This window comes from Enterobacter sp. SLBN-59 (assembly GCF_024807915.1).
Lineage (GTDB): Bacteria > Pseudomonadota > Gammaproteobacteria > Enterobacterales > Enterobacteriaceae > Enterobacter > Enterobacter asburiae_B.
Map to the genome: position 1 here is coordinate 710,097 of NZ_JANUFI010000001.1, position 23,089 is coordinate 733,185.

Annotated in this window: 22 protein-coding genes; 15 read left to right on the top strand and 7 right to left on the bottom strand. The window is 57.4% G+C overall.

Features of this window, described 5'->3' with window-relative positions; genetic code table 11:
- The first annotated feature begins 28 nt into the window (after positions 1–28).
- Genes opgC through M2422_RS03310 form a run of 5 tightly spaced genes read left to right on the top strand, consistent with a single transcriptional unit; the run spans position 29 to position 4,138 of the window.
- Complete coding sequence (gene opgC, locus M2422_RS03290) at positions 29–1,246, top strand: OpgC domain-containing protein (RefSeq protein WP_064672563.1); 1,218 nt, start codon at positions 29–31, stop codon at positions 1,244–1,246.
- Between the two features lie 11 nt (positions 1,247–1,257).
- Entirely contained in the window at positions 1,258–2,157 is a 900-nt protein-coding gene (locus M2422_RS03295; RefSeq protein WP_081273716.1) for a hypothetical protein, read from the top strand.
- 9 nt (positions 2,158–2,166) lie between these two features.
- Positions 2,167–3,381: a PP2C family protein-serine/threonine phosphatase gene (locus tag M2422_RS03300; RefSeq protein WP_064672561.1), complete on the top strand. Its 1,215-nt coding sequence runs from the start codon at positions 2,167–2,169 to the stop codon at positions 3,379–3,381.
- A complete protein-coding gene (locus M2422_RS03305; protein WP_048974795.1) occupies positions 3,371–3,709 on the top strand; it encodes an STAS domain-containing protein in 339 nt (112 codons plus the stop codon). The genes M2422_RS03300 and M2422_RS03305 overlap by 11 nt, the downstream gene beginning before the upstream one ends.
- Positions 3,710–4,138: an ATP-binding protein gene (locus tag M2422_RS03310; RefSeq protein WP_064672560.1), complete on the top strand. Its 429-nt coding sequence runs from the start codon at positions 3,710–3,712 to the stop codon at positions 4,136–4,138. It begins immediately after the preceding gene.
- Positions 4,139–4,165: 27 nt separating this feature from the next.
- On the opposite strand, the gene M2422_RS03315 is transcribed toward M2422_RS03310, so the two are convergent.
- Positions 4,166–5,653: a UbiD family decarboxylase gene (locus tag M2422_RS03315; RefSeq protein ID WP_248202856.1), complete on the bottom strand. Its 1,488-nt coding sequence runs from the start codon at positions 5,651–5,653 to the stop codon at positions 4,166–4,168.
- Between the two features lie 112 nt (positions 5,654–5,765).
- On the opposite strand from M2422_RS03315, the gene M2422_RS03320 reads away from it, so the two are divergent.
- Positions 5,766–6,650 (top strand): LysR substrate-binding domain-containing protein, encoded by an 885-nt coding sequence (locus M2422_RS03320; protein WP_045888228.1) that lies wholly within the window; start codon positions 5,766–5,768, stop codon positions 6,648–6,650.
- Here the strand turns inward: M2422_RS03320 and M2422_RS03325 are convergent.
- The 4 genes from M2422_RS03325 to M2422_RS03340 form a co-directional block, all read right to left on the bottom strand.
- Positions 6,641–7,552, bottom strand: a complete 912-nt coding sequence (locus M2422_RS03325; protein ID WP_064672558.1) for a LysR family transcriptional regulator — start codon at positions 7,550–7,552, stop codon at positions 6,641–6,643. The two genes, M2422_RS03320 and M2422_RS03325, sit on opposite strands and share 10 nt — an antisense overlap.
- A 1-nt stretch (position 7,553) precedes the next feature.
- A complete protein-coding gene (locus M2422_RS03330; RefSeq protein ID WP_064672557.1) occupies positions 7,554–8,540 on the bottom strand; it encodes an MBL fold metallo-hydrolase in 987 nt (328 codons plus the stop codon).
- Positions 8,541–8,681: 141 nt separating this feature from the next.
- Positions 8,682–9,431 carry a 5'-nucleotidase, lipoprotein e(P4) family gene (locus M2422_RS03335; protein ID WP_404997265.1) on the bottom strand — a complete coding sequence of 250 codons (750 nt, stop codon included), beginning with the start codon at positions 9,429–9,431 and terminating at the stop codon, positions 8,682–8,684.
- Positions 9,432–9,517: 86 nt separating this feature from the next.
- A complete protein-coding gene (locus M2422_RS03340; protein WP_064672555.1) occupies positions 9,518–10,045 on the bottom strand; it encodes a GNAT family N-acetyltransferase in 528 nt (175 codons plus the stop codon).
- 132 nt (positions 10,046–10,177) lie between these two features.
- Between M2422_RS03340 and treZ the strand changes: the two genes are divergently transcribed.
- Genes treZ through glgX form a run of 3 tightly spaced genes read left to right on the top strand, consistent with a single transcriptional unit; the run spans position 10,178 to position 16,521 of the window.
- Entirely contained in the window at positions 10,178–11,965 is a 1,788-nt protein-coding gene (treZ, locus tag M2422_RS03345; protein ID WP_064672554.1) for a malto-oligosyltrehalose trehalohydrolase, read from the top strand.
- Entirely contained in the window at positions 11,962–14,430 is a 2,469-nt protein-coding gene (treY, locus tag M2422_RS03350) for a malto-oligosyltrehalose synthase (protein ID WP_064672553.1), read from the top strand. Before treZ ends, treY begins: the two co-directional genes overlap by 4 nt.
- Before the next feature lie 15 nt (positions 14,431–14,445).
- Entirely contained in the window at positions 14,446–16,521 is a 2,076-nt protein-coding gene (glgX, locus tag M2422_RS03355) for a glycogen debranching protein GlgX (protein WP_064672552.1), read from the top strand.
- Positions 16,522–16,523: 2 nt separating this feature from the next.
- On the opposite strand, the gene M2422_RS03360 is transcribed toward glgX, so the two are convergent.
- Positions 16,524–17,069 (bottom strand): winged helix DNA-binding protein, encoded by a 546-nt coding sequence (locus M2422_RS03360; RefSeq protein ID WP_039262429.1) that lies wholly within the window; start codon positions 17,067–17,069, stop codon positions 16,524–16,526.
- A 199-nt stretch (positions 17,070–17,268) separates the two neighbouring features.
- Between M2422_RS03360 and M2422_RS03365 the strand changes: the two genes are divergently transcribed.
- The 6 genes from M2422_RS03365 to M2422_RS03390 all read left to right on the top strand — a co-directional run bounded on the left by M2422_RS03365 (position 17,269) and on the right by M2422_RS03390 (position 21,561).
- Positions 17,269–17,991: a DUF969 domain-containing protein gene (locus M2422_RS03365; RefSeq protein WP_064672551.1), complete on the top strand. Its 723-nt coding sequence runs from the start codon at positions 17,269–17,271 to the stop codon at positions 17,989–17,991.
- Entirely contained in the window at positions 17,988–18,974 is a 987-nt protein-coding gene (locus M2422_RS03370) for a DUF979 domain-containing protein (protein WP_064672550.1), read from the top strand. The genes M2422_RS03365 and M2422_RS03370 overlap by 4 nt, the downstream gene beginning before the upstream one ends.
- Positions 18,975–18,983: 9 nt before the next feature.
- Positions 18,984–19,979, top strand: coding sequence for a DUF2891 domain-containing protein (locus M2422_RS03375; RefSeq protein WP_064672549.1), 996 nt, complete (start codon positions 18,984–18,986; stop codon positions 19,977–19,979).
- Between the two features lie 270 nt (positions 19,980–20,249).
- Entirely contained in the window at positions 20,250–20,642 is a 393-nt protein-coding gene (locus tag M2422_RS03380) for a polymorphic toxin type 44 domain-containing protein (RefSeq protein ID WP_032668456.1), read from the top strand.
- Complete coding sequence (locus M2422_RS03385) at positions 20,620–21,054, top strand: hypothetical protein (protein ID WP_064672548.1); 435 nt, start codon at positions 20,620–20,622, stop codon at positions 21,052–21,054. Before M2422_RS03380 ends, M2422_RS03385 begins: the two co-directional genes overlap by 23 nt.
- Positions 21,055–21,075: 21 nt before the next feature.
- Positions 21,076–21,561 carry a type VI secretion system tube protein TssD gene (locus M2422_RS03390; RefSeq protein ID WP_023311839.1) on the top strand — a complete coding sequence of 162 codons (486 nt, stop codon included), beginning with the start codon at positions 21,076–21,078 and terminating at the stop codon, positions 21,559–21,561.
- A gap of 39 nt (positions 21,562–21,600) precedes the next feature.
- Here M2422_RS03390 and M2422_RS03395 read toward each other — a convergent pair whose 3' ends face one another.
- Entirely contained in the window at positions 21,601–23,001 is a 1,401-nt protein-coding gene (locus M2422_RS03395; RefSeq protein ID WP_064672547.1) for an MFS transporter, read from the bottom strand.
- Positions 23,002–23,089: the final 88 nt, after the last annotated feature.

The window sequence follows — 23,089 nt, forward strand, 5'->3', positions numbered from 1 at the left end:
ATTTTCGTTTCCAGGTAAAGGATACCCTATGAGCCATATTGCGCCGCCGATCGCGCAAGCGGATATAGTAAAATCAAGATCATGGCGGTATGCCATTGCAGGTGCCCGGGACCTGAGAATTGACTTTATGCGCGGGATTGCCCTCGTCATGATGGTCGTGGCGCATACGGAAGTGATGTCGGTAATTAATATATTCTCCTGGGAGCGTTTTGGGTTAACAACCGGCGCAGAAGGCTTTGTCATTCTCTCGGGATTTATGTTGGGGATGTTGAATCGCGCTCGTCTGCAAAAAGTCGTATTACTCACGGTTTCGTGGGGGCTTTATCTCAGGGCGTGGAAAATATATCGCGTAAATATCATTATCATAGTGTCGTTTATTCTCCTGTCCTATATCCCGCATATTAATCTTTTCGAGGTCACTCATTTTACCGACCGCTTTTCGGGTGAAAGCTGGTCGCTTTATCCGGTCACGCCACAAATAAAAGAGACCTGGTTCAACATTATTCTCTATTTGCAGATTGGCCCCCATCAGACGCAAATTCTGGGGCTGTATATCTTTTTGCTGCTACTCAGCCCGCTATTTTTGGGGATGCTACAGAAGGGTAACGTCTGGTGGCTGCTGGGGGCGTCTCTGCTAGTGTACGGCCTTTGGCAGCGGTGGCCGCTCCGGCTGACGCCGTCGGAATTCGAATTTGCCTTTCCGCTGCTGGCCTGGCAGTTCATCTTTGTGCTGGGCATGGCCAGCGGGTGGTATAAAGCCGAACTGATCTCTTTCGCACGCACGCCTGCAGGTAAAGTGGTGGTGGTTGCGCTGGTGATAGTGGCGCTCATTCTGGGGTTCATAGCACAGAACCATACCAACCCGTTTATGCCCCCCGCGCTGCTGATGCACGTGATTCCGCCTGACGGCTTCAACACCTTTTATCACACCTGGGCGGCGAAAAATGGGCTGGGCCCGGTGCGGGTATTAAACGATATCGCCCTGATGGTTACCGTCTATCTGGTGCTGACATACTGCTGGACGCCGCTCAACCGCCTGCTGGGATGGTTTCTTATTCCGTTAGGCCAGCACTCGCTTTATACCTTCATTTTGCATGTGTACGTGGTGCTGCTGGTGAGTCAGTTCATCACCTTCGATTTGTGGCGTCATGCCTGGATAGAAAATACGTTAGTGCATGCTGCGGCACTGGGCATTTTGTGGCTCATGGCAAAATACAACGTCGCTGCACGCTGGATACCTAACTAAGGATGGCGGTTATGCGTGAAAAATGGCTCCTGGCGGGCGTCTTACTCGCCGCAATACCCGCGGCGGATGCGGCGCAAAGCAGCGAGAAAGAGACGTTGCGCGATAAAAACGGCGAGCCCGTTCAGGCAGGCGTTTTTACCAGCCGGTGGGGGCGCCTGTTCTCAGGCAATGACAAGAAATTTTCAGGCGCTCTGAGCTTTAGTTCTGGGCTGAAAGAGCAGATGGTGAGCGTGCCCAACAGCTCGGACAGCGCCGCGCAGGCGAAAAAAATTAACCAGACGCTGAATCTTAGTCTGCAGTATTCCCCCTACAGCTTCTGGTTTGCCAACATTACCTCCCGGCTGCCGGTCAGGGATACCAACCGCTACACCGCGGATTTTCGCTACAGCTTTGGCTATGACGACTGGCATGCCAACACGTTCAGCCTGGTTTACGGCAACTACGGCGATAACCACTTCTGGACGTCGGGTAGCCGGAGACACACCTATTTCGAACAGGGCGCCTTTACGCTGGCCTATAAGTTTTCGCTACCGAAACCGGTTGAAAACGCGCTCCTGATTAATAAAGGGGACTCTATCATTTGCCAGGTCGGGTACAGCTGGGTTCCGCGCTACTACGACCTCAGCAGCGATGACATCCGCAAAAATAAAAACGTCATGCTCGGCGGCTGCGGCTATACCTTCAAACAACATTTCTTCGTTCGCGCAACGGCGTTCTGGTTCCCGGACAGCAGCCAGCAGCAGCCCTGGAACGGCGATTACAGCTACAGCTTTGGCTATGCGGGCTATACGCCAGGTTCGTTCTCCATCCAGTACGCGAACTATGCGGGGACGCGCTATCCGGGGCACGGCAACGGTAACGCAAAATTCAGGGAAGGGACCGTGAGTCTTATATGGTTCTTACCGCTATAGGAGGGATACATGTCAGCGCTGCACGTGTTAATCGTTGAAGATTCGCTGATTTATCGTCGGTTACTCTCCCGAATGCTCACCCAGTGGGGGTATATCGTGAGCGAGGCGGAAAATGGCGTCGCCGCGCTGGAAATATTGTCCAGCCAGCCGATCAGCATGGTGATAAGCGACTGGGAGATGCCGGAAATGGACGGGCTTACGCTCTGTCAGACGATCCGCAGCCGTCAGTTTGGCCACTATGTGTATATCATTCTGCTCACGGCCCGCGAGAATGCAGGAGATTTAACGCAGGGTTTTGATGCCGGGGCGGATGATTTTTTAAGCAAGCCCGTCGAACAGGCTGAGTTACGGGCGCGGCTCCATGCCGGGGTACGTATTTTGACGCTGGAAGCGACCCTCGCGGCGCATAATAAGCGCCTGAGTGAAGCGTTACGCCAGATTGAACAGGATCTTGAGCTGGCGGCGCGCGTTCAGCACTCGGTGCTGCCTTCACACCGCCTGCGCTTCGGGAACTACTTTTCCGACTGGCTTTTCTTACCGTCTGCCTGGGTATCGGGCGATGTCTTCAATATTTTTCCTCTGGACTCTCATCTGGGGTTCTACTGCGTTGACGTCTCCGGTCACGGCGTGGGGGCCGCGATGATGTCCCTGGCCGTGGCGCGTCAGTTCCTGCACGGCCGGGTGGTGGATCGTTTTTTGTTTACCGCAGAGGGCGGAATTCAGTCGCCTGCCGAGGTCGTCAGAATACTGAACAGCCGCTTTTGCAGTGAAGAAAACGACATCACCAGCTATTTCACCATCATCTACGGCGTGATCGACCCCGTTAGTGGTCAGGGACTGTTGTGTCAGGCGGGGCATCCTACTCCCGTGATTGTGAACGCAGAGAGTGCCGTCACTTACGTTGGCGAGGGTGGACCGCCTGTCGGACTGATGCCCGACCTGAGCTGGGAGGACGTCGCTTTTACCCTCAATCCAGGGGATCGCTTATGCTTATTCAGTGACGGCATCACGGAGTGTGAGAACAGCGATGGCGAGCAGTTTGGCCCGCAACGTCTGGAACGCTGGCTTCATGAACATGCCCATCTGCCGGTAGACGAGCTCCTGCTGCGTTTCGGACAACACCTGACCGGCTGGCGCAATGCAAATCGTGATGAACCGACCGCCTTAACCGATGACGTTTCACTGTTAGTGATTGAGCGTCAGGGAGAACAGAATGATTATTAACACTGAACGATTACCGCATGCCAACATTCTTACGCCAGCGGTCCGGCGGCTGGATGCGTCCATTGCCGCGACGTTTAAGGCCACCGTCACGGAAGAAATTGGCAGCGATCGCAAAGCCTTAATTGTCGATTTTAGCAAAGTGGACTTTATCGACAGCAGCGGGCTGGGGATGCTGGTATCGTTGTTTAAACTGATGAACGGGAAAGGCGAAATGGCTCTGTGCTCCCTGAACCCCGGGATCATGAATATGTTCACCCTGACCCGAATGGATCGCATATTCCGCATTTATCCGGATAAAAACAGCGCGCTTGCGCAGCTGGGGCAGTAGATGCCGACGCCGGAGCATGCAGAATTTCCGGCGGAGCTCGGCTCCCTGATGCCGCTGGCCGGCTGGCTGGGAGACCGTCTGAGCGCGCTTGCCGTTGACGATGAGTGGCGTTTCGCGCTCGACCTTGCCGTCTGTGAAGTGGCGACGAATATCATCCGGCACGCGCTGCATGAGGATGCTTCACGTACATTTAGCGTAGAGTTCGACATCCGGGACCATAATGTCCGCGTTGTCTTTACCGACGCAGGTGATGCGTTCCCGCTGGAGCGGCTCGAGGCCGCCAGACGAGACCGTTTCTGTGAAATATCGCCGTTACTGGAGAGCGGCAGGGGGCTGATGCTCATTTTGCTGAGCGTCGATCGTTTCTCCGTGGAGCGAAAGGCAGATAAAAAAAATATTGCCGCGCTTGAAAAGAAAATAAGCGTATGACCTGCGGGCCATACGCCCGAAATTTCCCTATTTCTTATCAGCGAACAGCTCCGGCGCCCACGGACGCGGATCCACCTCCATAAACGGCGCGCGCTCGAAGCGGTCCTTCAGCGCCCACGGCACCGTGCAGTCGAAGATGGTCTTGCAGGAGATGCCGTTTGCGCGAATTGAGGTGCTGTAATCCGGCGACTGGGACGGATCCAGCTGGTGGCCGCGGATCCCCGGAATATTGGTGATGCTGACATCGCCCTGCATGCGGGTGGTCATCGCCCACAGGATGTCGTCGCTGTCGAAAATATCCACGTCTTCGTCGACAAGAATGATGTTCTTCAGCTCCGAATAGGTGGCTAAGGCAATGAGCGCCGCCTGTCCCTGACGGCCTTCGTCTGACGGCTGGCGTTTTTTCACCTGCAGGATCCCGAGGAATTTACCGCCGCCCGCGGTATGCGCATAGACGTTTTGCAGGAAGCCCGGAATCGCCTCTTCAACGGCATTGCGGATGCTGGCTTCCGTCGGTAAACCGGCCAGGGTGGTATGCTCTTCTCCCGGTCCCACCAGCGTTTGCAGGATCGCGTGGTTTCGCATGGTCACGGCTTTCACTTTGATCACGGGCAGGGACGTGTTCGCCTCGCCGCAGTAGCCCGGGAACTCCGGCATCGCGTGGCCGGTGTTGGTATGCTGATCTTCTCTTACGCGCACGCCCGGCAGCAGTTCGCCCTCGATGATGATTTCCGCCCGCGCGATCGCTTTCTCTTTTACCGCCACGCCCTGCACCAGTTCGACCGGCTGCTGGCGCAGCGCCCCGGCGACGCCCAGCTCGTTGTAGCCAAACGGCGTGGTGGGCGCCTCAAAGCACGCGCCGATATAGATGGCAGGATCGAGCCCCATATTGATCGTCACCGGCAGCGGTTTTCCGGCCTCTTCCGCCTTTTTGCGGAAGACTTCGATATGCCGACCGGCGGCAAGGAACATGGAAAGCTCGTCGCGCTCCTGAACGCAGAGGCGGTGGATGGTGACATCCGTCAGCGAGCTGTCTTCCGGATCGCTCGCCAGCACCAGCCCCAGACAGAAGAACGGGCCCGCATCAATCGGCGTGTTTGTGGGGGCCGGAAGAAGCTTGCGCAGGTCGAAGTCAGGGTCGTCAGCGTAGAAAACCTGTTCCTGGCAGGGCGCCTGCGAGGCCGGAACGACAACCGGCGCAACCGGCTTTTTCACCGCCTGGCCGACGTGTTTTGCGAGTTCAGAGGGCTCGCAGCCCAGAAGGAGCGCGGCACGCTCGCGGCTGGCGTGCATGCCCACCAGGATGCGGGAGCCCGGATAGCCCTTCACGCTGTTGAACATCATGGCCGGGCCCGTACGGGTTGGACGTTTTACCGTGCCGCCCGCGCCGATATGGCGGTAGACTCCCGCCAGCTCCGCGTTGGGATCGACCGGATAATCGGTTTCAAGATACTGCCCTTCGTGGCGCTGAAGCAGGGCGATGGCGCTGCGGAGATCGTTGATCGGGTTTTCCATATTTTCCTCCCTCGTTTGAATACCTCCATTTTTATGGCAATGACCAATAGCATCAATTGCATCATTACTGCTAAATTGATAAGTAAATTCATATCAAAAAAGGAAGCGTTCCGTGCAGTTTCGTCAGATGCGCCATTTCATCGTCGTGGCCGAAGAGCTCCACATGCACCGGGCCGCTGAGCGTCTGAACATGGCGCAACCGGCCCTGAGCCAGCAGATAAAGGCGCTTGAAGAACGTTTAGGCGTCACTCTTTTCAGCCGGGCGAACCGCCGCTTAACCCTGACGCCCGCAGGTGAAGCGTTTCTGGTGAAAGCCAGGCTCGCCATCTCCCTGACCGAGCAGGCTGTTCTCGACGCCAGGCAAACGGCGAGGGGCGAGCAGGGGGTATTAAACCTGGGGTGCGTGTCGAGCGCGATGTTCGACGGCAGGCTGCCCGCCGCGCTGCGCCAGATGCATACGCGCTGGCCGGCCATTACCATGTCGCTGGTGACGGGAAACGTGCAGACGCTCTACGCGGCCGTGCAGAGCAACCAGCTCGATGTGGCTATTATCCGGGCACCGCTGCCGTCGCTGCCTGACGATCTGCAAAGCCGTCCGTTCACGTCAGAGAAAACGGTACTTGCGCTGTATCGTCAGCATCCGCTGGCGGGATCTTCCGCGCTGACGCTTTCGTCAGTGAAGGACGAAAAATGGATCTCCCTGCGCGACCCGGAGGGAATGGGGCTGGAACAGTACTTTTATGACGCCTGCAGCGGGGCGGGCTTTCAGCCGGACGTGGTGCAAAACGCGACCGACGTGCCCACGGTGATAAGCCTGGTCTCGGCGGGGTTTGGGCTGGCGCTGCTGCCCGCCTCGGCAAAGGCGGTGAGCGTCGAGAATGTGGTTTACGTGGACATCCTCGACCGGCTCCGTGAAAGCGAGCTGACGCTGGTTTGTCACCGGATTATCCGATCAGAAGTGCTTAAAAAGTTTCTGGTTACCCTCGATCACACCTGACGCCCGGCGGCCTGCAGCAGCTGCTCGCGCAGCCAGGCATTCGCCGGATCCTGGCTGTTTTTCGGGTGCCAGTACATGTAGATGATAATCGGCTGGAGCGGCAGCGGCGGCGCAAAGAGATCCAGCGTGCCGGCAAACTGTTTCAGCATCCGTTCCGGCAGGGTGCACGCCAGGTCGGTACCGGCAACAAGCGCAGGCGCCACGGCGTAGCTCTGCGTGGACATCGCGACGTGCCGCTGGTAGCCCAGCCCGGCCAGGGTTTGATCGACAAAGCCGGTAAACGGATCTCCCGCCGATGACACCACCAGATGAGAAAGCGCGCAGTAGCTTTCCAGGTCTAACTCTCCGGTCCCGCGCGGATGGCCTTTACGCTGGGCGGTGGCAAACGTATCGTCGAGCAGTTTGCGTCTCACCCAGCCGTCATGAGCACCCGCGCTCACGCCGATGTAGATATCCACATCACCGTTTTCAAGCTGCTGCGGCAGTTCGGACATCTGTGGCAGGGCGAAGCGCAGGCGAATACCTGGAGCTTCGGTACCCACCTGGTTAAGCAGCCCGGTGCCCAGCATCAGCGCCGGGTTTTCGTGCAGGGCGATAACAAAGGTCCGGGTACTGGTCTGGGCATCAAACGTGGTGGGGGCAAATAGCGCGCTGATGCCGCGCAGCACGCTCTCCACCTGCAGCTTAAGCGCTTCCGCTCGCGGCGTGGGTAGCACCCCACGTCCATGTGGGGAGGGAATAAACAGCGGTTCGCCAAACAGCGTTCGCAGACGCGCGAGACGGGCGGACAGCGCGGGCTGGCTGATGCCCAGCCGCGCGGCCGCATGGGTGATATTCCTGTCCTGAAGCAGGGCGTCCAGGGTCAGGATCAGGTCGATGTCCATGTCAGAGACGAGCGTCATTTTATTTCGCGCTGCCGGCGTCCCGGTTGGTATAGGTCACAGGGACCCAGGCATAGCCGCCGTTTTCGCCTTTGGTGACGTACCCGATACCCGGGAACGGCAGATGGGGCGCGGCGACCAGGTCTTTATTTTTCACAAAGTCCGCAAACGCGTGTTCGCGCACGCTTGCCGCTTTGTTCTGATCTTCATCGTAGGTAATGGTCACGTCAGGCTGCGGGAACTGAACCGCCGCGGCATGAATGATGTCGCCGACAAAGGTGATCTTCTCGCCGTTGCTCGTCAGCGTGTAGAAGGCTGAACCCGGCGTATGGCCGGGATGAACCGTGCCGGTCAGCCCCGGGAGAATCTCAGATGTGCCGCTAAACGGCACCACTTTACCGGCGTCAAGATAGGGTTTTAAGGTCTTCTGCGCGACGTCAAAATAGTTCTTGCCGTAGCCGGTTTTTTTCTGATTCTCGTCGTTAAAGAAAAAGTCGACGTCCGGTTTGCCAACGAAAACGCGCGCGTTGCTGAACACCACCTTGCCGTCTTTCACCAGGCCGCCCGCGTGATCGGAGTGGGCGTGGGTCAGCAGGACTTCAGTAATGTCCTCGGGTTTAATCCCCTGGGTGGCGAGGCTCTCAATCAGACGTCCGCCGTTGCCGGGGCCAAAGAGCTGGCCTGAGCCCGTATCCACCAGAATTTTATGTCCGGGCATCGCAATCAGGAACGCGTTGATGGATACCTCAGGCGGGTTGGTCTGGAAATTTTTCGCGAGCAGCGCATCGATTTTTTGCGGCGTTGTCCGGCGCAGCAGCTTGTGCAGATCCTGCGCGACGGTCCCGTCCGTAAACGAGGTGACCAGAACGTCGCCGACCTGAACGCTGTATCCGCCCGCCGGTTGTTTAACGACGTGCTGGGGCGTCTCTGCCGACGCCTGCAGCGCAGGGTAGAAAAGCAATGAACTGGAAATCAGCGTAGAAAGAGCAAGTTTTTTCACGGTAAGCATACGAGTCTCCTTTGAAAGCGCTCATCTTACTTCTTCGTAAAATTATAAGAACCTGCCCAGAAATGATAGGACCTATAAACGCGGTGGATAGCACAACGCAGAAGCCGGGTGGCGATGCTGCCTTTCCCGGCCCGTAAAACCTTATTTTTTCAGCGGTGCGTTCCAGCCGTCCGGCGTGGCTTTGGACCAGGAGCCATAAGCGGCATTAGGCAGCACAATCCAGTCGTTTCCGAAGTGTTCCGCGCTGGCTTCAACCAGCTCGCGCTGCTGCTCGCTCGGCTTTTTATTTTTAAACTGCACGGCGAAATCCGGCAGGCTGTCGCCAAACAGCATTACGATCTGCTGCTTTTTGAGGATGCTCTGGCGACGCTCTTCCTTGCTGACCGTGTCCAGAAGCACGCTTTCATCGGACACCTGCGGAAGTCCCAGAGCTTTTAACGTCCTGAGCGTATAGGCTTTATTTTCCTGCATGCGGTCCGAGACATAATAGATACGGACCTTGCTTTGATTCACATGGTCAAGAAACGCCTTCGCGCCCGGAATTAAGCCGGGTTGTCCCTGTTTCTCCCAGTCGCTCCAGGTGTCCCATTTTGTATAGTCGTGACACTGCTCGGTGTCGCGCACCAGCAGAGGGGTGTTATCCAGTACCGTTTCATCCAGGTCCATTACCACGGCGTAATTTTCAGGCGTTTTCAGCTCTTTTAACTTTTCGTTGAAACGCTCGGTGGCAAACCGATACGTCTGCAGCTGAAGGGCCACGATCTCTGCCGATTTCTGCTGATAGCGCAGCGCCATTTCGTACGCTTTGGGTTCACACAGCTCGCCCCCGGCGGCCGTCGCCGCGGCCGTTGCACTCAAAACAGGTAATGCCAGCAGTAATACCTTAGCCATTGAATTCACACTTTTTTCCTCAACACCCTGGTTAAAATCCCGAAAGCGTAATGAAATTCAATGACAGAAATATGAAGGCCGCACCGCTAGACCAGCATGTAATACCAGAACAGGGCGATTTCGTCTTTTTCCGGTAAGGCGTTGTAGAGATAACGATCGTATCCGCCCAGGGTAAACCCGTAGTTGCGGTAAAACAGACAGGCCGAGACGTTCACATTTTGTGTTTCAAGCCGTAATCCCGGCGCGTTTACGCTGCGGGCCCAGACGTGCGCGGCGGCCATTAATTTTTGCGCGGCGCCGGTTCTGCGTTTCGTGCGCTCCACGGCAATGTAATCCACCGAGATAAACTTATTCCAGCCGATTGACGCGGTAATAAATCCCGCTATTTCACCGTCATCCGTTTCGGCAATAAGAAATATGGCGTCCGGATTAACGCAGTGGTTTTCAAGGGTTTGGATATCGAGCTCGTAGGTTTTAATCCAGGGCTCGGCGACGGCTTCGATATGCAAATCGCAGTGGATAAAGGGCTCTCGCGCAATGTGGCTAATGGTGAAAGAAAAGTCACAGCATTCAAGGCGAGCGAGGTCGGTACTGAGTCCTTTTCGAATCTGCATAGTATTCCCGGTAGTGAGTTATTTCATAAAGAATAGACGAAGCGGTTAAATTCGCTGGCCTAACACACTTTTAATCCTGAACTAAGCTTGTACTTCGTTCCGCGTAAAATGTGGGTCATTCGAGGACAATGAATGGAATTCAGGACATTTCAAAAGCAGTGGGGTGCTGAGTTTATTTCCGATGACGTTGTACGTTTTCGCGTCTGGGCAGAAGGACAGAAAGAACTTACGCTACGTCTGGCCGCCGCCGACGTGCCGATGACGGCAGCTGGCGACGGCTGGTTTCAGGCAGACGTACCCGGCGTCACGCACGGTGCAGAATATCAATTTGTTCTGCAGGACGGCATGACGGTGCCCGATCCCGCATCGCGCGCGCAAAAAGGCGACGTTAACGGCCCCTCCATCGTTATCGATCCCCAACGCTATCAGCCGGTCAACCGGGACTGGGCAGGGCGGCCGTGGGAAGATACGGTTATCTACGAGCTGCACATCGGCACGTTTACCCCGGAGGGCACCTTCCGGGCCGCCATCGACAAGCTGCCGTATCTGGCAGAGCTCGGTATTACCCAGCTTGAAGTGATGCCCGTCTCTCAGTTTGGCGGAACACGCGGCTGGGGGTATGACGGCGTGCTGCTGTACGCCCCGCACTCTGCCTACGGTACGCCGGAGGATTTCCACGCGTTTATCGACGCCGCGCACGGGCTGGGACTCTCCGTGGTGCTGGATATCGTGCTCAACCACTTCGGCCCGGAGGGGAACTATCTGCCGCTGCTGTCGCCCGCGTTTTTTGATGCACAGCGGATGACGCCGTGGGGCAACGGAATTGCTTACGAACGCGAGCCGGTAAGGCAGTACATTACCGATGCGCCACTCTACTGGCTGACGGAGTATCGTCTGGACGGCCTGCGCTTTGACGCCATCGACCAGATTAAAGACAGCGCGGAGATGCACATTCTGGAGGAGATTGCCTCAAAAATCCGCGAGGCGATCCCGCACCGCCACGTTCACCTGACCACGGAAGACAGCCGCAACGTGATTTTCCTGCATCCGCGCGATGAACAGGGCAATACGCCGCTGTTCACCGCCGAGTGGAATGATGACTTCCACAACGCTGCCCACGTGTTTGCCACCGGCGAGACCCACGCGTACTACCAGGATTTTGCCTTTGAGCCGGAGAAAAAGTTCGCCCGGGCGCTGGCGGAAGGCTTTGTCTACCAGGGCGAGATTTCGCTGCAAACCGGCGAATCCCGCGGAGTGGAGTGCCAGACGCAGCCGCCGCAGTTCTTCGTCGATTTTATTCAGAACCACGATCAGACCGGGAATCGTGCCCAGGGCGAGCGGCTGATCGCCTTGGCGGGGGCCGATAAGACGCGGGTGCTCCTTGCCGCGCTGCTGCTTTCCCCCCATATCCCGCTGCTGTTTATGGGCGAGGAGTTTGGGGAAACGCACCCGTTCCTGTTCTTCACCGATTTTCACGGCGATCTGGCAAAGGCGGTGCGGGAAGGGCGCGCGAAAGAGTTTACCGGCCATGCCGGGCACGATGAAACCGTCCCGGATCCGAACGACCTGAGCACGTTTATCCGTTCAAAACTCGACTGGAATAAGATTGCCACCGACGAAGGCAAAACGTGGCTGCGCTTCACGCGCCACCTGCTGACGCTGCGTCATCGCCATATCGTTCCGCTTCTGCGTCATGGCGGCGCCGTTGAGGGCAAAGTAATCAAGACCGCGCCCGGCATGGTGGCGGTGAGCTGGCATTTCCCGTCGGGGACGCTCTCTCTGGCGCTGAATATCGCTAGTAAGCCCGTCGTGCTGCCCGATCTCGCGGGTGAGACGCGCTTTGCCTGGCCGGAAGTCACTGACGTTTTACCGCCGAACGGTATTGTCGTTCGCTTTGCTGATGGAGAAGCATCGTTATGATCCCTTCCGCCACGTACCGTATTCAGTTCCGTAATGGCATGACCTTCGACCGCGTTGCGGCGCTGGTGCCTTACCTGAAAGATCTCGGCATCAGCCATCTCTACGCATCGCCCGTATTTACCGCCACAGCGGGTTCCACTCACGGCTATGACGTGACCAACCCGAATGAAATTGACCCCGCGATCGGCGGACGAGACGGTTTCGACCGCATGGCGGCGGCGCTTAAGCAGGCCGGCATGGGGCTGATTCTGGATATTGTCCCGAACCATATGTCCACCTCGCTGGAAAATGCCTGGTGGCGGGACGTGATTGAATACGGCCAGCAGAGCCGCTATTTCCGCTATTTCGATATCGACGGGTCGCGCCCGCTAACGCTGCCGTTCCTCGGTGACACCTTTGAGGCGGAGCTGGAGAAGGGGGCGATCGCTCTAAAACGTGACCCTGTCACGTACAAGGCCGCGCTGGTTTACTACGACGCCGAGTATCCGCTCAACCCCGGCACGTACAGCGAGGATAAGAGCATCGCTGAGCTGCATGAAGCGCAAAGCTGGCGGCTGATGTCCTGGCGGGAAGCGCCGAAGCAGCTCTCGTGGCGGCGCTTCTTCGAGATCACCGGGCTGGTCGGCGTTCGGGTTGAAGACGACGCGGTTTTCGACGATTCGCACCGGCTGATCCTGGAGCTGGTTCACGCGGGCGTGGTGGACGGCCTGCGCATCGACCACGTCGACGGCCTGGCCGATCCGCTGGGGTATCTGCAGCGCCTGCGGGAGAAAACCGGGCCCGACTGCTACATCACGGTTGAAAAAATCCTCGCGAAGGGAGAACAGCTCCCCGCCGACTGGCCGGTATCCGGCACCACCGGCTACGAGTTTATCGCCTCGCTGGCGGAAGTGCTGGTCGACGACGATAACCTGTCGCGCCTGGAGACCATCCACGACGAAACGCTGGGAATAACGGTCGATCGCCACGCGGAACTGCGCGATGCCAAGGGCCTGATGACCGATCGCAATTTTGAGGGTGAATTCACCACGCTGCTTAACCTTGCTGACGATCTGGCCCGCCGCAATGAGGTTGCGCTGCCGCGCGAGGAGATCCGCCACGCGCTGCGCGAGCTGCTTATCGCCTTTCCGGTCTACCGCACCTACGGCACCCGGGAGGGATTAACCCCGTCGGACGTGGCGCTGCTTAACCGCGTGGTCGCCGGCGTGGAGACGTCTGAAGCGGCGCTGAGCCTGATTGTGCGCATTCTTACCGGCGACCTGCCGGAAGATTGCCGCGAGTCCGCCGCGCTGTTCAGAACCCGCTTCCAGCAGCTTACCGGGCCGCTGATGGCGAAGTCCGTTGAAGACACGCTGTTCTTTCGCCACAACCTCGAGCTGGCGCTCAATGAAGTGGGCGCCGACCCGACGCCGCGCGCGTTTTCATTATCCCGCTTCCACCAGGAGATGCGCATTCGTCTGGCCCGTCAGCCCGACGCGCTGCTGGGCACCTCCACGCACGATACCAAGCGCGGGGAAGACGCCCGGGCGCGTCTCTACACCCTGACGGAAGCGCCGGAACGCTGGGGGGAAAATCTGGCCCGCTGGCGACAGATGAACCAGACTCAGGTGCGTTTTCTCAATGACGGTACCGCGCCGAACGCTGCCGATACCTGGATGATCTATCAGGCGCTGGCGGGCGTCTGGCCCGCCACGCAGTCACCGGACGACGCCGAAGGGCTTAACGCACTCGACGCGCGATTCATCGGCTTCCTCGAGAAAGCGCTGCGCGAGGCAAAACAGCGCACCGACTGGATCGACAGCAACGAGAGCTATGAGAGCGTGGTGCTGAGCTACGCGCGGCATCTGCTTTCGCCGGACAACGCGCTGTTCCTGCAGGATTTTAGCGAGGCGATGCAGCCCTTTATCCGCGCCGGGTTGATGAACAGCCTCAGCCAGACGGTAATCAAGCTGACGGCTCCCGGCGTGCCGGATATCTATCAGGGCAGCGAGGCGCTTAACTTTAGCCTCGTTGACCCGGATAACCGACGGGAGCCGGACTTCAACGCGCTGGTGCACAACCTCAGCGCGGCGGATGCCACAGTGTTTGATAACCCGGCCTGCTGGCGAGACGGGCGCGTTAAGCAGTTCGTCACCGCCACGCTGCTGCGGCTGCGTCCGCATTACGACGCGCTATTCCGCTACGGCGACTGGCTGCCGCTTAAGGTCTCCGGCGAGCGCGAGGAGAACCTGATTGTCTATGCCCGCGTTAAGGACGAGGAGGCGCTGATTGTCGCCGTGCCGCGTCTGGTTTTTGATGTCACTGATAATCATCAGCTGTGGGTCAATACCACGGTGGCGATACCCGAGGAGCTGACGGGGAAACGCTATCGGGATCTGTTCAGCGGTGAGAGCCGCATTCTGCAAGAGACGCTGGATTTAACGTCAGAAAAGGGATGTGTACTGGTTCTGCTTACCTGCGAATAATCGTGGAGAACGAAAATGGCAAAGGATACTACGTTTGAAATTCGGGCCGGTCATGGCCAGCAGTTGGGGGCGAATTATGACGGGAAGGGCGTCAACTTCGCGCTGTTCTCCGCTCACGCCGAGCGGGTGGAGCTCTGTCTGTTTGATCCGTCCGGGAAAAACGAAATCGCCCGGCTGGAGCTGCCGGAATATACCCATGAGGTCTGGCACGGCTATGTGCCGGACCTGAAGCCCGGCGCGCTGTACGGCTATCGCGTCTACGGCCCTTACGATCCGGAAAACGGTCACCGCTTTAACCCGCACAAGCTGCTTATCGACCCCTACGCCCGCGAACTGGTGGGCGATATCGACTGGAACGACGCCCATTTCGGCTATGAGCTGGGGCATGACGAATTAGATTTAAGTTTTGATACGCGCGACAGCGCGCCGTTCACGCCGAAGTGCAAGGTCATCGACCCGAACGCCTTTGACTGGCAGGACAACAGCCGGCCAAACGTGCCCTGGCCGCATGCCGTCGTCTATGAGAGCCACGTGAAGGGCTTTACCCAGATGAACCCGGCCATCCCGCAGGAGCTGCGCGGCACGTTTGAGGGGATGGGACACAAAGCCTCGGTCGACTACATCAAGAGTCTTGGCATCACCTCGGTGGAGCTGCTGCCGGTTCACTGGTTCCCGGACGACCAGCACCTGCTTGACCGCGGCCTGAAGAACTTCTGGGGCTATAACACGCTCGGCTTTTTTGCTCCGGCGTCGCGCTACTACGGCCCGGCGGGGATCCAGGGCTTCCGCGACATGGTACGCGCGTATCACGATGCGGGCATCGAGGTGATTCTGGACGTGGTGTACAACCACACGGCGGAAGGGAACGAGCTTGGCCCCACGCTCTCGTTTAAGGGGATTGATAACTACAGCTATTACCGCACCTTGCCGGACCAGCACCGGTACTATATCAACGACACCGGGACGGGAAATACGGTCAACACCTCGCACCCGCGCGTGCTGCAGATGGTGATGGATTCGCTGCGCTACTGGGCGGAATCGATGCATATTGACGGTTTTCGTTTCGACCTGGGGACGATACTGGGCCGAGAGCCGGAAGGGTTTGACCCGCGCGGCGGTTTCTTCGACGCCATGACTCAGGATCCGGTGTTATCAAGACTTAAGCTGATTGGTGAACCCTGGGACATCGGTCCCGGCGGGTATCAGGTCGGCGGTTTCCCGCCCGGCTGGGGTGAGTGGAACGACAAATACCGCGATACCGTCCGCGAGTACTGGAAGGGCGATAACGTCTCCAACGACTTTGCCGCACGGCTGCTGGGATCCGGGGATCTGTACGACCTGCGCGGGCGTCGTCCGTGGGCCAGCGTCAACTTCATCACCGCTCACGACGGCTTTACGCTGAATGACCTGGTGTCGTACAACGAGAAGCACAACGCCGACAACGGCGAGGACAATAACGACGGGCATAACGATAATCGCTCGTACAACTATGGCGAAGAAGGGCCGACGGAGAACCCGGATATTATTGCCACCCGCGAACGGCAGAAACGTAATTTCCTGACCACGCTGCTGTTTTCCCACGGCACGCCGATGCTGCTGGCGGGGGACGAGTTTGGCCGCACGCAGAAGGGCAACAACAACGGCTACTGTCAGGACAGCGAGATCTCGTGGATCGACTGGAACGGAATAACCGAAAACGACGCTGCGCTGCGCGAGTTTACCCGACGGCTCATTGACCTTCGCGCGCAACAGCCGCTACTGCGCCGTGAAAGCTGGCGCGACGGGCTGGAGATCCGCTGGTTCAATGCCGGCGGCGGCCCGCAGCAGGCCGAGCAGTGGGATGAAGGCTCGACGCTCGGCGTCTCCATCAGCAGGCCGGATCTCAGGCAGGAGGACGGCATCTGGCACGACGTGCTGATGCTGTTCAACCCGTTTGAAGGGACCGTGCCGTTCCAGATCCCGCAGTTTGGCGAAGGGGGATGGGTGCTGGAGCTGTCTACGGCAGATGACGCTGCCGCCGGGACAGCGATCACCGACACCGTTGAGTACGAACTGGCCGGACGCAGTATTACTCTCTTCAGACGTCCTTAGCCCTAGAGTGATGCCGCCGCGCGGGCGGCGGTGTCATACAGGGAGGAGATCGTGCGTAACAGCTGCGCGGTTTCGCCAATCGACTTCCCGGCAATGCCGCTCTCCGCGTGGATAGCAATTAAACACGCCTCCCGCACGTCCCGGTATTTCATACACAACGCTTTCCCTTCCTCGGTAGTCGAGAAAAAGAGCTCTTTGCCCGCTTTCTCGCTCGTCACGTAGCCCGCCTTGACCAGCTTTTTCAGGGCGTAGGTCACCACGTGGGTATCTTCCACGTTAAGAACGAAACAGATATCGGCCAGCTTTTTCTTGCGGTCGCGGTGGTTTACGTGATGCAGCAGCGAGACGTCAAATGCGCCCATATCGGGCTCGCCGGCTGCGGTCATGCAGCGCACCATCCATTTATTGAACGCGTTGCTGGTCATGATCAGCGCGTACTCCAGCTCTGACAGTTCCGCGCAGCGCTCGGACACCAGATGGCGGGACGAGACGATCCGGCCGTCGTTGATATCGTCGTGAGGGGGGGTAGCACTCTTTTCCGAGGTCATAACGTTCCTTAGCCAGAAATGTAAACTCATCGATAAAATAAGAACATTTTATTGATAATTTGTTTACATGTTTTTGAGGTTCAGATATAGCTTTTTAGCGCAGGTTTTCCGAAACCTGTCGAAAAACACAACATCGCTCGCCGCAAAATAAAAAAATAGCCGTCGGCGCGCAACGCTCACTTTGGATAGGGTAAACGTTATGGACGGTACTACGCTGTTGCCGCTGATCGGGATACCGATCGTGGTTATTGGTTTTGCACTGCGCTTCAACCCGCTGCTGGTGGTCGTGGTGGCGGGGCTGGCGACGGGTCTGCTGGTCGGGATGGATTTCGGGATGCTGCTGGAGACCTTTGGCGAAAAGTTCGTGAATAGCCGATCCCTGGCGACCTTCATTCTGATTCTGCCCGTGATTGGTCTGCTGGAATATTACGGGCTCAAGGAGCGCGCCCAGGCCTGGGTGGCGAAGATCGCCAGCGCGACCTCGGCGCGTATTCTGATGCTCTATTTTGTCGCCCGTGAAGGCACCGCCGCGCTGGGGCTGATGTCGCTGGGCGGTCATGCCCAGACGGTGCGTCCGCTGCTGGCGCCGATGGCCGAAGGGGCGGCGCTGAACGAATACGGCGAGCTGCCGCAGCACATCCGCGACAAAATCAAAGCCCATGCCGCCGCGTGTGACAACATCGCGGTCTTCTTTGGGGAAGATATCTTTATTGCCTTTGGCGCGGTGCTGCTGATCGACGCGTTCCTGAAAGAGAACGGTATTGCGGGCATCGAACCGCTGCATATCGGCCTGTGGGCCATCCCAACCGCCATTGCGGCATTAGTTATTCATATGACGCGCCTTCTGCGCCTGGATGCCAGCATCCGTCGCGACGTCATGGCCTGGCGCGCGGAGCAGAGCACGCGGGAGGCCGCGCAATGATGACGCTTATCACCATAAACCGCGTGTACTACCTGATCGGCTTCGTCGTGATGCTGCTGGTTGTGATGACCCTGCGCGATCGCGCCAATCCGAAGCGTTTTACCACCGCGCTGTTCTGGTTCTTATTCGGCGGGATCTTCCTGTTCGGCGACCTGATGGTGCAGGAGCTGGGGAAATCGCTGGCGTACCGGATAATCGGCGGGGGCGTCATCGCTATCGCGCTGCTGGCGGGTTTTGGTCTGGTCGGAAAAGGGCACTATAAAATGTCCACCGAAGACGAACGTCTCGCGTCGTCAAACCGCCTTAAAAACTGGCTATTTTTGCCCGCGCTGATGATCCCGGTGGTGACGGTTATCGGGACGCTGTTCCTGAAGGGCGTGTCGGTTGGCGGCGTGTTCCTGCTCGATCAGAAACAGCTTACCCTGGCGGCGCTGTGCGTGGCCTGCCTCGCGGCGATCCTCACCGGATGGTGGCTGACCAAAGGCACGCCGCTGCACGCCATTCGTCAGTCTCGCCGTCTTGTCGATACCATCGGCTGGGCGGTGATCCTGCCGCAGATGCTGGCCATGCTCGGCGGCGTGTTCGTGGCGGCCAATACCGGTGACTCGGTGCAGAAGGTGGTGAGCCTGTTCGTTAACCCGGATAACCGCTTTATGCTGGTGGTGATTTACTGCGTGGGGATGGCGCTGTTTACCATGATCATGGGGAATGCGTTTGCGGCCTTCCCGGTGCTGAGCGCGGGGATCGCCTTGCCGTTTCTGATCAACGTGCATCACGGCAACCCGGCGCCGCTGCTGGCGATTGGCATGTACGCGGGCTACTGCGGCACGCTGATGACGCCGATGGCCGCGAACTTCAACATCGTTCCCGCCGCGCTGCTGGAGCTGAAAGACAAATACCAGGTGATCAAGATCCAGATCCCGACCGCGTTAACCCTGCTGGTGGTGAACGTGTTCCTCATGTATTTCCTCGTGTTTCGCTAAGGAGCTGTTATGGAATTAACGCAACATCAGGCTGACGCGTTTGCCCGCATGCCTTTGACCTATTTGCGCCAGGAATACCCGAACCACATCATGCACCTGCTGAATGATGATGGTGACGTTCTGCCGCCGCGCGAACTGCACCCCATTTTCTACGGCTGTTTCGACTGGCACTCGGCGGTGCACGGCTACTGGCTGCTGCTGCGCTGCGTGCGTATCTACCCGGATCTGCCGAGCCGTGACGCGATCGTCGCGCTTGTGGACGAGCACCTGACGGAAGAGAACGTGGCGAAGGAGCTGGCCTATTTCACCGCGCCGTTCCGCGCCTCGTTTGAGCGCCCGTATGGTTACGGCTGGCTGCTGGCGCTGGCCCAGGAGCTAAAGCAGTCGTCGCTGCCGCAGGCCGAAGGCTGGTACCGGACGCTTGAGCCGTTAACCCAGGATATTCGTAACCGCCTGGTGGATTATCTCAGCAAGCTCACCTATCCGATCCGCGTCGGGACGCACTACAACACGGCGTTTGCCCTCGCGCTGGCGCTCGATTACGCGCGAGCCGTGGAAGATAGCGCGCTTGAGCAGGCGATTGTCACGGCGGCGGAGCGGTTTTATCTCGCCGACACGCGCTATCCTGCCCACTACGAGCCCGGCGGTGATGAGTATATTTCCGGCGCGCTGACGGAAGCGCTGCTGATGAGCAAAGTGTTGGAGGACTTCCCGGCCTGGTTTGACGCATTTCTCCCGGAGGTGGGCACCATTGCGGCGCTGATGAACCCGGCGGAAGTGAGCGATCGTACCGACCCGAAAATTGCCCATCTCGATGGGTTAAACCTCAGCCGCGCCTGGTGCATGAAGCATATTGCCAGAGCGCTTCCCGCAAACCATCCGGCGCAGCAGGCGCTTCGCGAGGCGGTGACGAAACACCTGACGGCTAGCGTTGAGCATGTGGTCGGCAGCCACTACAGCGGCGGGCACTGGCTGGCGAGCTTTGCGCTGCTGGCGCTGGAGTAAACGAACGCGCCGTCTTTCTTGCCGGGTGGCGCTGCGCTTACCCGGCCTACATTGTGCAAAGCTTCCTTGTAGGCCCGTGCAAGCGTAGCGCCGCCGGGCGAATCAGGCTGATGCCCGAACTGCAGGCGCAGCCTAAATTTCTTTATTTTTAATGCGATTAATATCTTAATCGGTTATTTTTCCGTCATTTGTCTCGAAACAGATATCTTTTTTACTATCGCAAAAGTGTACGATACGTGGTCATATATCCATGTGAAAAGAATGGTTAATATGGCTGTTATACCTTTGTTACCAAAAGAAGGAATCGCGCTTGCATTAGCAAACATGAGGATTGCAAGAGCGCATGGTATGAGTAGAAATATGGCTATTCCTACAACCTATCTTTGGTTTTATCAAAAAGTAAGAAATAAGGGGCCTTGGGATTACAAGCAGGGACACCCTGAGTTAGCGAACTTTGGTAACTTCAATTATGGTTCGGCTGGCTATGCTGCCGGGATACCATCAGAAACGTTATTGATGGGGGCAGGATGGGCGCAGGAAAGAGCTAAAACCTCCAAAAAGAAATGGGGGCACTGGTATCAAAAACCGCCATATGGGGATGATCCTCACGATCAGTTTTGGATAAGTCAAGGGATTGAATATGCAAAGAAACACGGTTATTAAACGGCTTCATTGTTTACTCACAACGATTTTATTGATCATTGTTTGCGGGTTTCTGACATATCAATATTATTTTAATGCACCTCCTCACGATAGCTTTGTCAGCAAACAGAAACTATCTGATACCGTCGCACTGTACATAACAAAGTATGATGACGGAGGAGCTACGGTGTCGGATGTTTACCGCTTCTATTTAGATAAAGACAGCAGCGGGAACATTATGAAGGCCCTTAAAGAACGCTTGCCGTTCCTTGAAGCCAATACAAGCAATGTTACAGCTTCTGCTTATGGGAACACGGTAAATATAAAAATCACAGGTAAGGTTTATTCATTCACTAATTCGGATCTGTTCTATGCAGATGGTGTAGCGATCATGCCTGTAATTAACCTCATAGCAAATGGAATAAGAGATTAATTAGCATAAGGAGTTTTAGAAATGGCTGTACCAGTACACCTCTTTTTGAAAGACGATGGTGGAGCAATGATCCGTGGCGGTTCTGATGTTGCAGACCGTGAAGGAAGCATAGAGCTTAGAGATCTGATCCATAACCTGAGCATTCCAACAGATGAGGCAACAGGTAAACTTACAGGTACAAGGCAACACTCAGCTTTCAGTTTAACAAAAGCAATTGATTCATCTTCACCCTATCTATACAAAGCAGTGGCTACAGGTCAGACTCTTCAAAGTGCTGAATTAAAGTTCTATCACATCAATGATGCTGGTCAGGAAGTGGAATACTTCAATATTCTTATGGAAGGTGTGAAAGTCATTTCAATAACTCCAGTTATGCATGATACAAGAGATTGTCCCGGTACTGGTCACCTGGAAAATGTATCTTTGCGATACGCAAAAATCACATGGAAAATCCTGGACGGAAATATTCAATACACTGATGCGTGGAATGAACGCCTTACAGCGTAGGCGTTATAAACGAGCAGCGCCGGAAGGCGCTGCAACAGTTTACGCTGATGCCCGAACCGCAGGGCGCAGCCTGCTCACGCTAAACAACACCGATCCCGTCGAGGCTATCACTGCAATCCATAGCGCCAGATGCACGGCCCGGTCATGGTCTGATCCGGCCGTTGCAAGCAGCACGCCCACCGCGGCGGCGCCGAGACACTGGCCGAATGTCCTCACAATCGATAACACGCCGGAGGCATAGCTGGCATATTCCCGCGCCACGTTAGAGAGCATCTCCCGGTTATTGGGGCTCTGGAAGCAGCCAAACCCAATCCCGCAAACCAGACTGCGCAAGCAGATATTCCATGCGGATGGGCTGTCCGGCAACGTCGCCAGCAGGACCAGCCCACAGACAAAAATCATCAGCCCGATTGTCGAGATCAGCGGCGCGGAAATCGTATCTGCCCAGCGTCCCGCGTGCGGCGCGATCAGCACGATGCCAATCGGCCACGGGGTGAACAGCAGCGCGGAGACCACCGGGCTGTAGCCATACACGCTCTGAAACAGAAACGGCAGCGCGACAAAGGTGATGCCCTGACTGACAAACGAGGCCAGCGAGGTCAGGGCGGCGAGGGTAAAGCGTCCGTTTTTAAACATGACGGGCGGCAGGATGGGACTTCGCGCGCGCCGAATCCGCCAGATAAAGGCGAGGGTGCTGACCAGCGCGAGCAGCCCCCAGCCCGTGGCCACCTGGTTGATGTTTTGCGTCACGTGCTGAAGGCTGTCGGCCAGCATGATTGCTGAACCTAACAGCACGGCGGAGAGCATGGCGCCCGGCGCGTCAAAGGGCGACCGGTCAACGGCCGTTTCCCGCGGCAAGGCCCGCCACGCCAGCAGCAGGGCGACGCTGCCCGGAACAATGTTAATGGCGAACAGCCACTGCCAGCTCAGCGCGTCCAGTATGGTTCCGCCCAGCACGGGGGCAATCGCCGTGCTGGAGGCGATAAGCAGGGCGTGCAGCCCCAGAATGCGGCCAAGCAGTCGACCCGGAAAAACGGAGCGCAGGATCGCCGGGGCGATACTCAGCGTGGCCGCGCCGCCGATGCCTTGTAAAATACGCATGCCGGTTAACATTTCCGGCGTCGCTGCCAGCGCGCAGCCGAGCGAGGTGAGCGTAAAGGTGGCAAGCCCAACAAGAAACACCGGGCGATAGCCCACGCGCGCCGCCAGCGCCGCGAAGATGGCTAACGTCATTGCCGCTGAAAGCAGGTAACCGTTGGAGAACCAGACCGCAACGTTTGCGGGTACCTGCATCGCCCTTGCCATGGAGGGCAGCGCGATGTTGATCATGGTGCCGTCAAAGACGCCCATCAGCGTGGTGGTCATGACGGCGGCCATGACCCGGGCGCGTTCATGACCGGGTAAGCCTTCATCGCCGGGCAGGTTTGAAAAAAGCGTCATCGTCGTTACTCCGCATAAGAATAGTGATGACGAAACTATAAGCATGCGGTATACAGGGCGGAAGACGCATCAGTTGCATTTAATCGTT

Excerpts from the sequence above, each read along its gene's own strand:
- M2422_RS03395 (WP_064672547.1), bottom strand. The coding sequence starts at position 23,001 with ATGACGCTTTTTTCAAACCTGCCCGGCGATGAAGGCTTACCCGGTCAT.
- M2422_RS03385 (WP_064672548.1), top strand. The coding sequence starts at position 20,620 with ATGCAAAGAAACACGGTTATTAAACGGCTTCATTGTTTACTCACAACG.
- M2422_RS03360 (WP_039262429.1), bottom strand. The coding sequence starts at position 17,069 with ATGACCTCGGAAAAGAGTGCTACCCCCCCTCACGACGATATCAACGAC.
- opgC (WP_064672563.1), top strand. The coding sequence starts at position 29 with ATGAGCCATATTGCGCCGCCGATCGCGCAAGCGGATATAGTAAAATCA.
- M2422_RS03295 (WP_081273716.1), top strand. The coding sequence starts at position 1,258 with ATGCGTGAAAAATGGCTCCTGGCGGGCGTCTTACTCGCCGCAATACCC.
- M2422_RS03375 (WP_064672549.1), top strand. The coding sequence starts at position 18,984 with ATGGAATTAACGCAACATCAGGCTGACGCGTTTGCCCGCATGCCTTTG.
- treZ (WP_064672554.1), top strand. The coding sequence starts at position 10,178 with ATGGAATTCAGGACATTTCAAAAGCAGTGGGGTGCTGAGTTTATTTCC.
- M2422_RS03300 (WP_064672561.1), top strand. The coding sequence starts at position 2,167 with ATGTCAGCGCTGCACGTGTTAATCGTTGAAGATTCGCTGATTTATCGT.
- glgX (WP_064672552.1), top strand. The coding sequence starts at position 14,446 with ATGGCAAAGGATACTACGTTTGAAATTCGGGCCGGTCATGGCCAGCAG.
- M2422_RS03315 (WP_248202856.1), bottom strand. The coding sequence starts at position 5,653 with ATGGAAAACCCGATCAACGATCTCCGCAGCGCCATCGCCCTGCTTCAG.
- M2422_RS03335 (WP_404997265.1), bottom strand. The coding sequence starts at position 9,431 with ATGGCTAAGGTATTACTGCTGGCATTACCTGTTTTGAGTGCAACGGCC.
- M2422_RS03330 (WP_064672557.1), bottom strand. The coding sequence starts at position 8,540 with ATGCTTACCGTGAAAAAACTTGCTCTTTCTACGCTGATTTCCAGTTCA.
- M2422_RS03370 (WP_064672550.1), top strand. The coding sequence starts at position 17,988 with ATGATGACGCTTATCACCATAAACCGCGTGTACTACCTGATCGGCTTC.
- treY (WP_064672553.1), top strand. The coding sequence starts at position 11,962 with ATGATCCCTTCCGCCACGTACCGTATTCAGTTCCGTAATGGCATGACC.
- M2422_RS03380 (WP_032668456.1), top strand. The coding sequence starts at position 20,250 with ATGGCTGTTATACCTTTGTTACCAAAAGAAGGAATCGCGCTTGCATTA.
- M2422_RS03340 (WP_064672555.1), bottom strand. The coding sequence starts at position 10,045 with ATGCAGATTCGAAAAGGACTCAGTACCGACCTCGCTCGCCTTGAATGC.
- M2422_RS03325 (WP_064672558.1), bottom strand. The coding sequence starts at position 7,552 with ATGACGCTCGTCTCTGACATGGACATCGACCTGATCCTGACCCTGGAC.
- M2422_RS03390 (WP_023311839.1), top strand. The coding sequence starts at position 21,076 with ATGGCTGTACCAGTACACCTCTTTTTGAAAGACGATGGTGGAGCAATG.
- M2422_RS03310 (WP_064672560.1), top strand. The coding sequence starts at position 3,710 with ATGCCGACGCCGGAGCATGCAGAATTTCCGGCGGAGCTCGGCTCCCTG.
- M2422_RS03305 (WP_048974795.1), top strand. The coding sequence starts at position 3,371 with ATGATTATTAACACTGAACGATTACCGCATGCCAACATTCTTACGCCA.
- M2422_RS03365 (WP_064672551.1), top strand. The coding sequence starts at position 17,269 with ATGGACGGTACTACGCTGTTGCCGCTGATCGGGATACCGATCGTGGTT.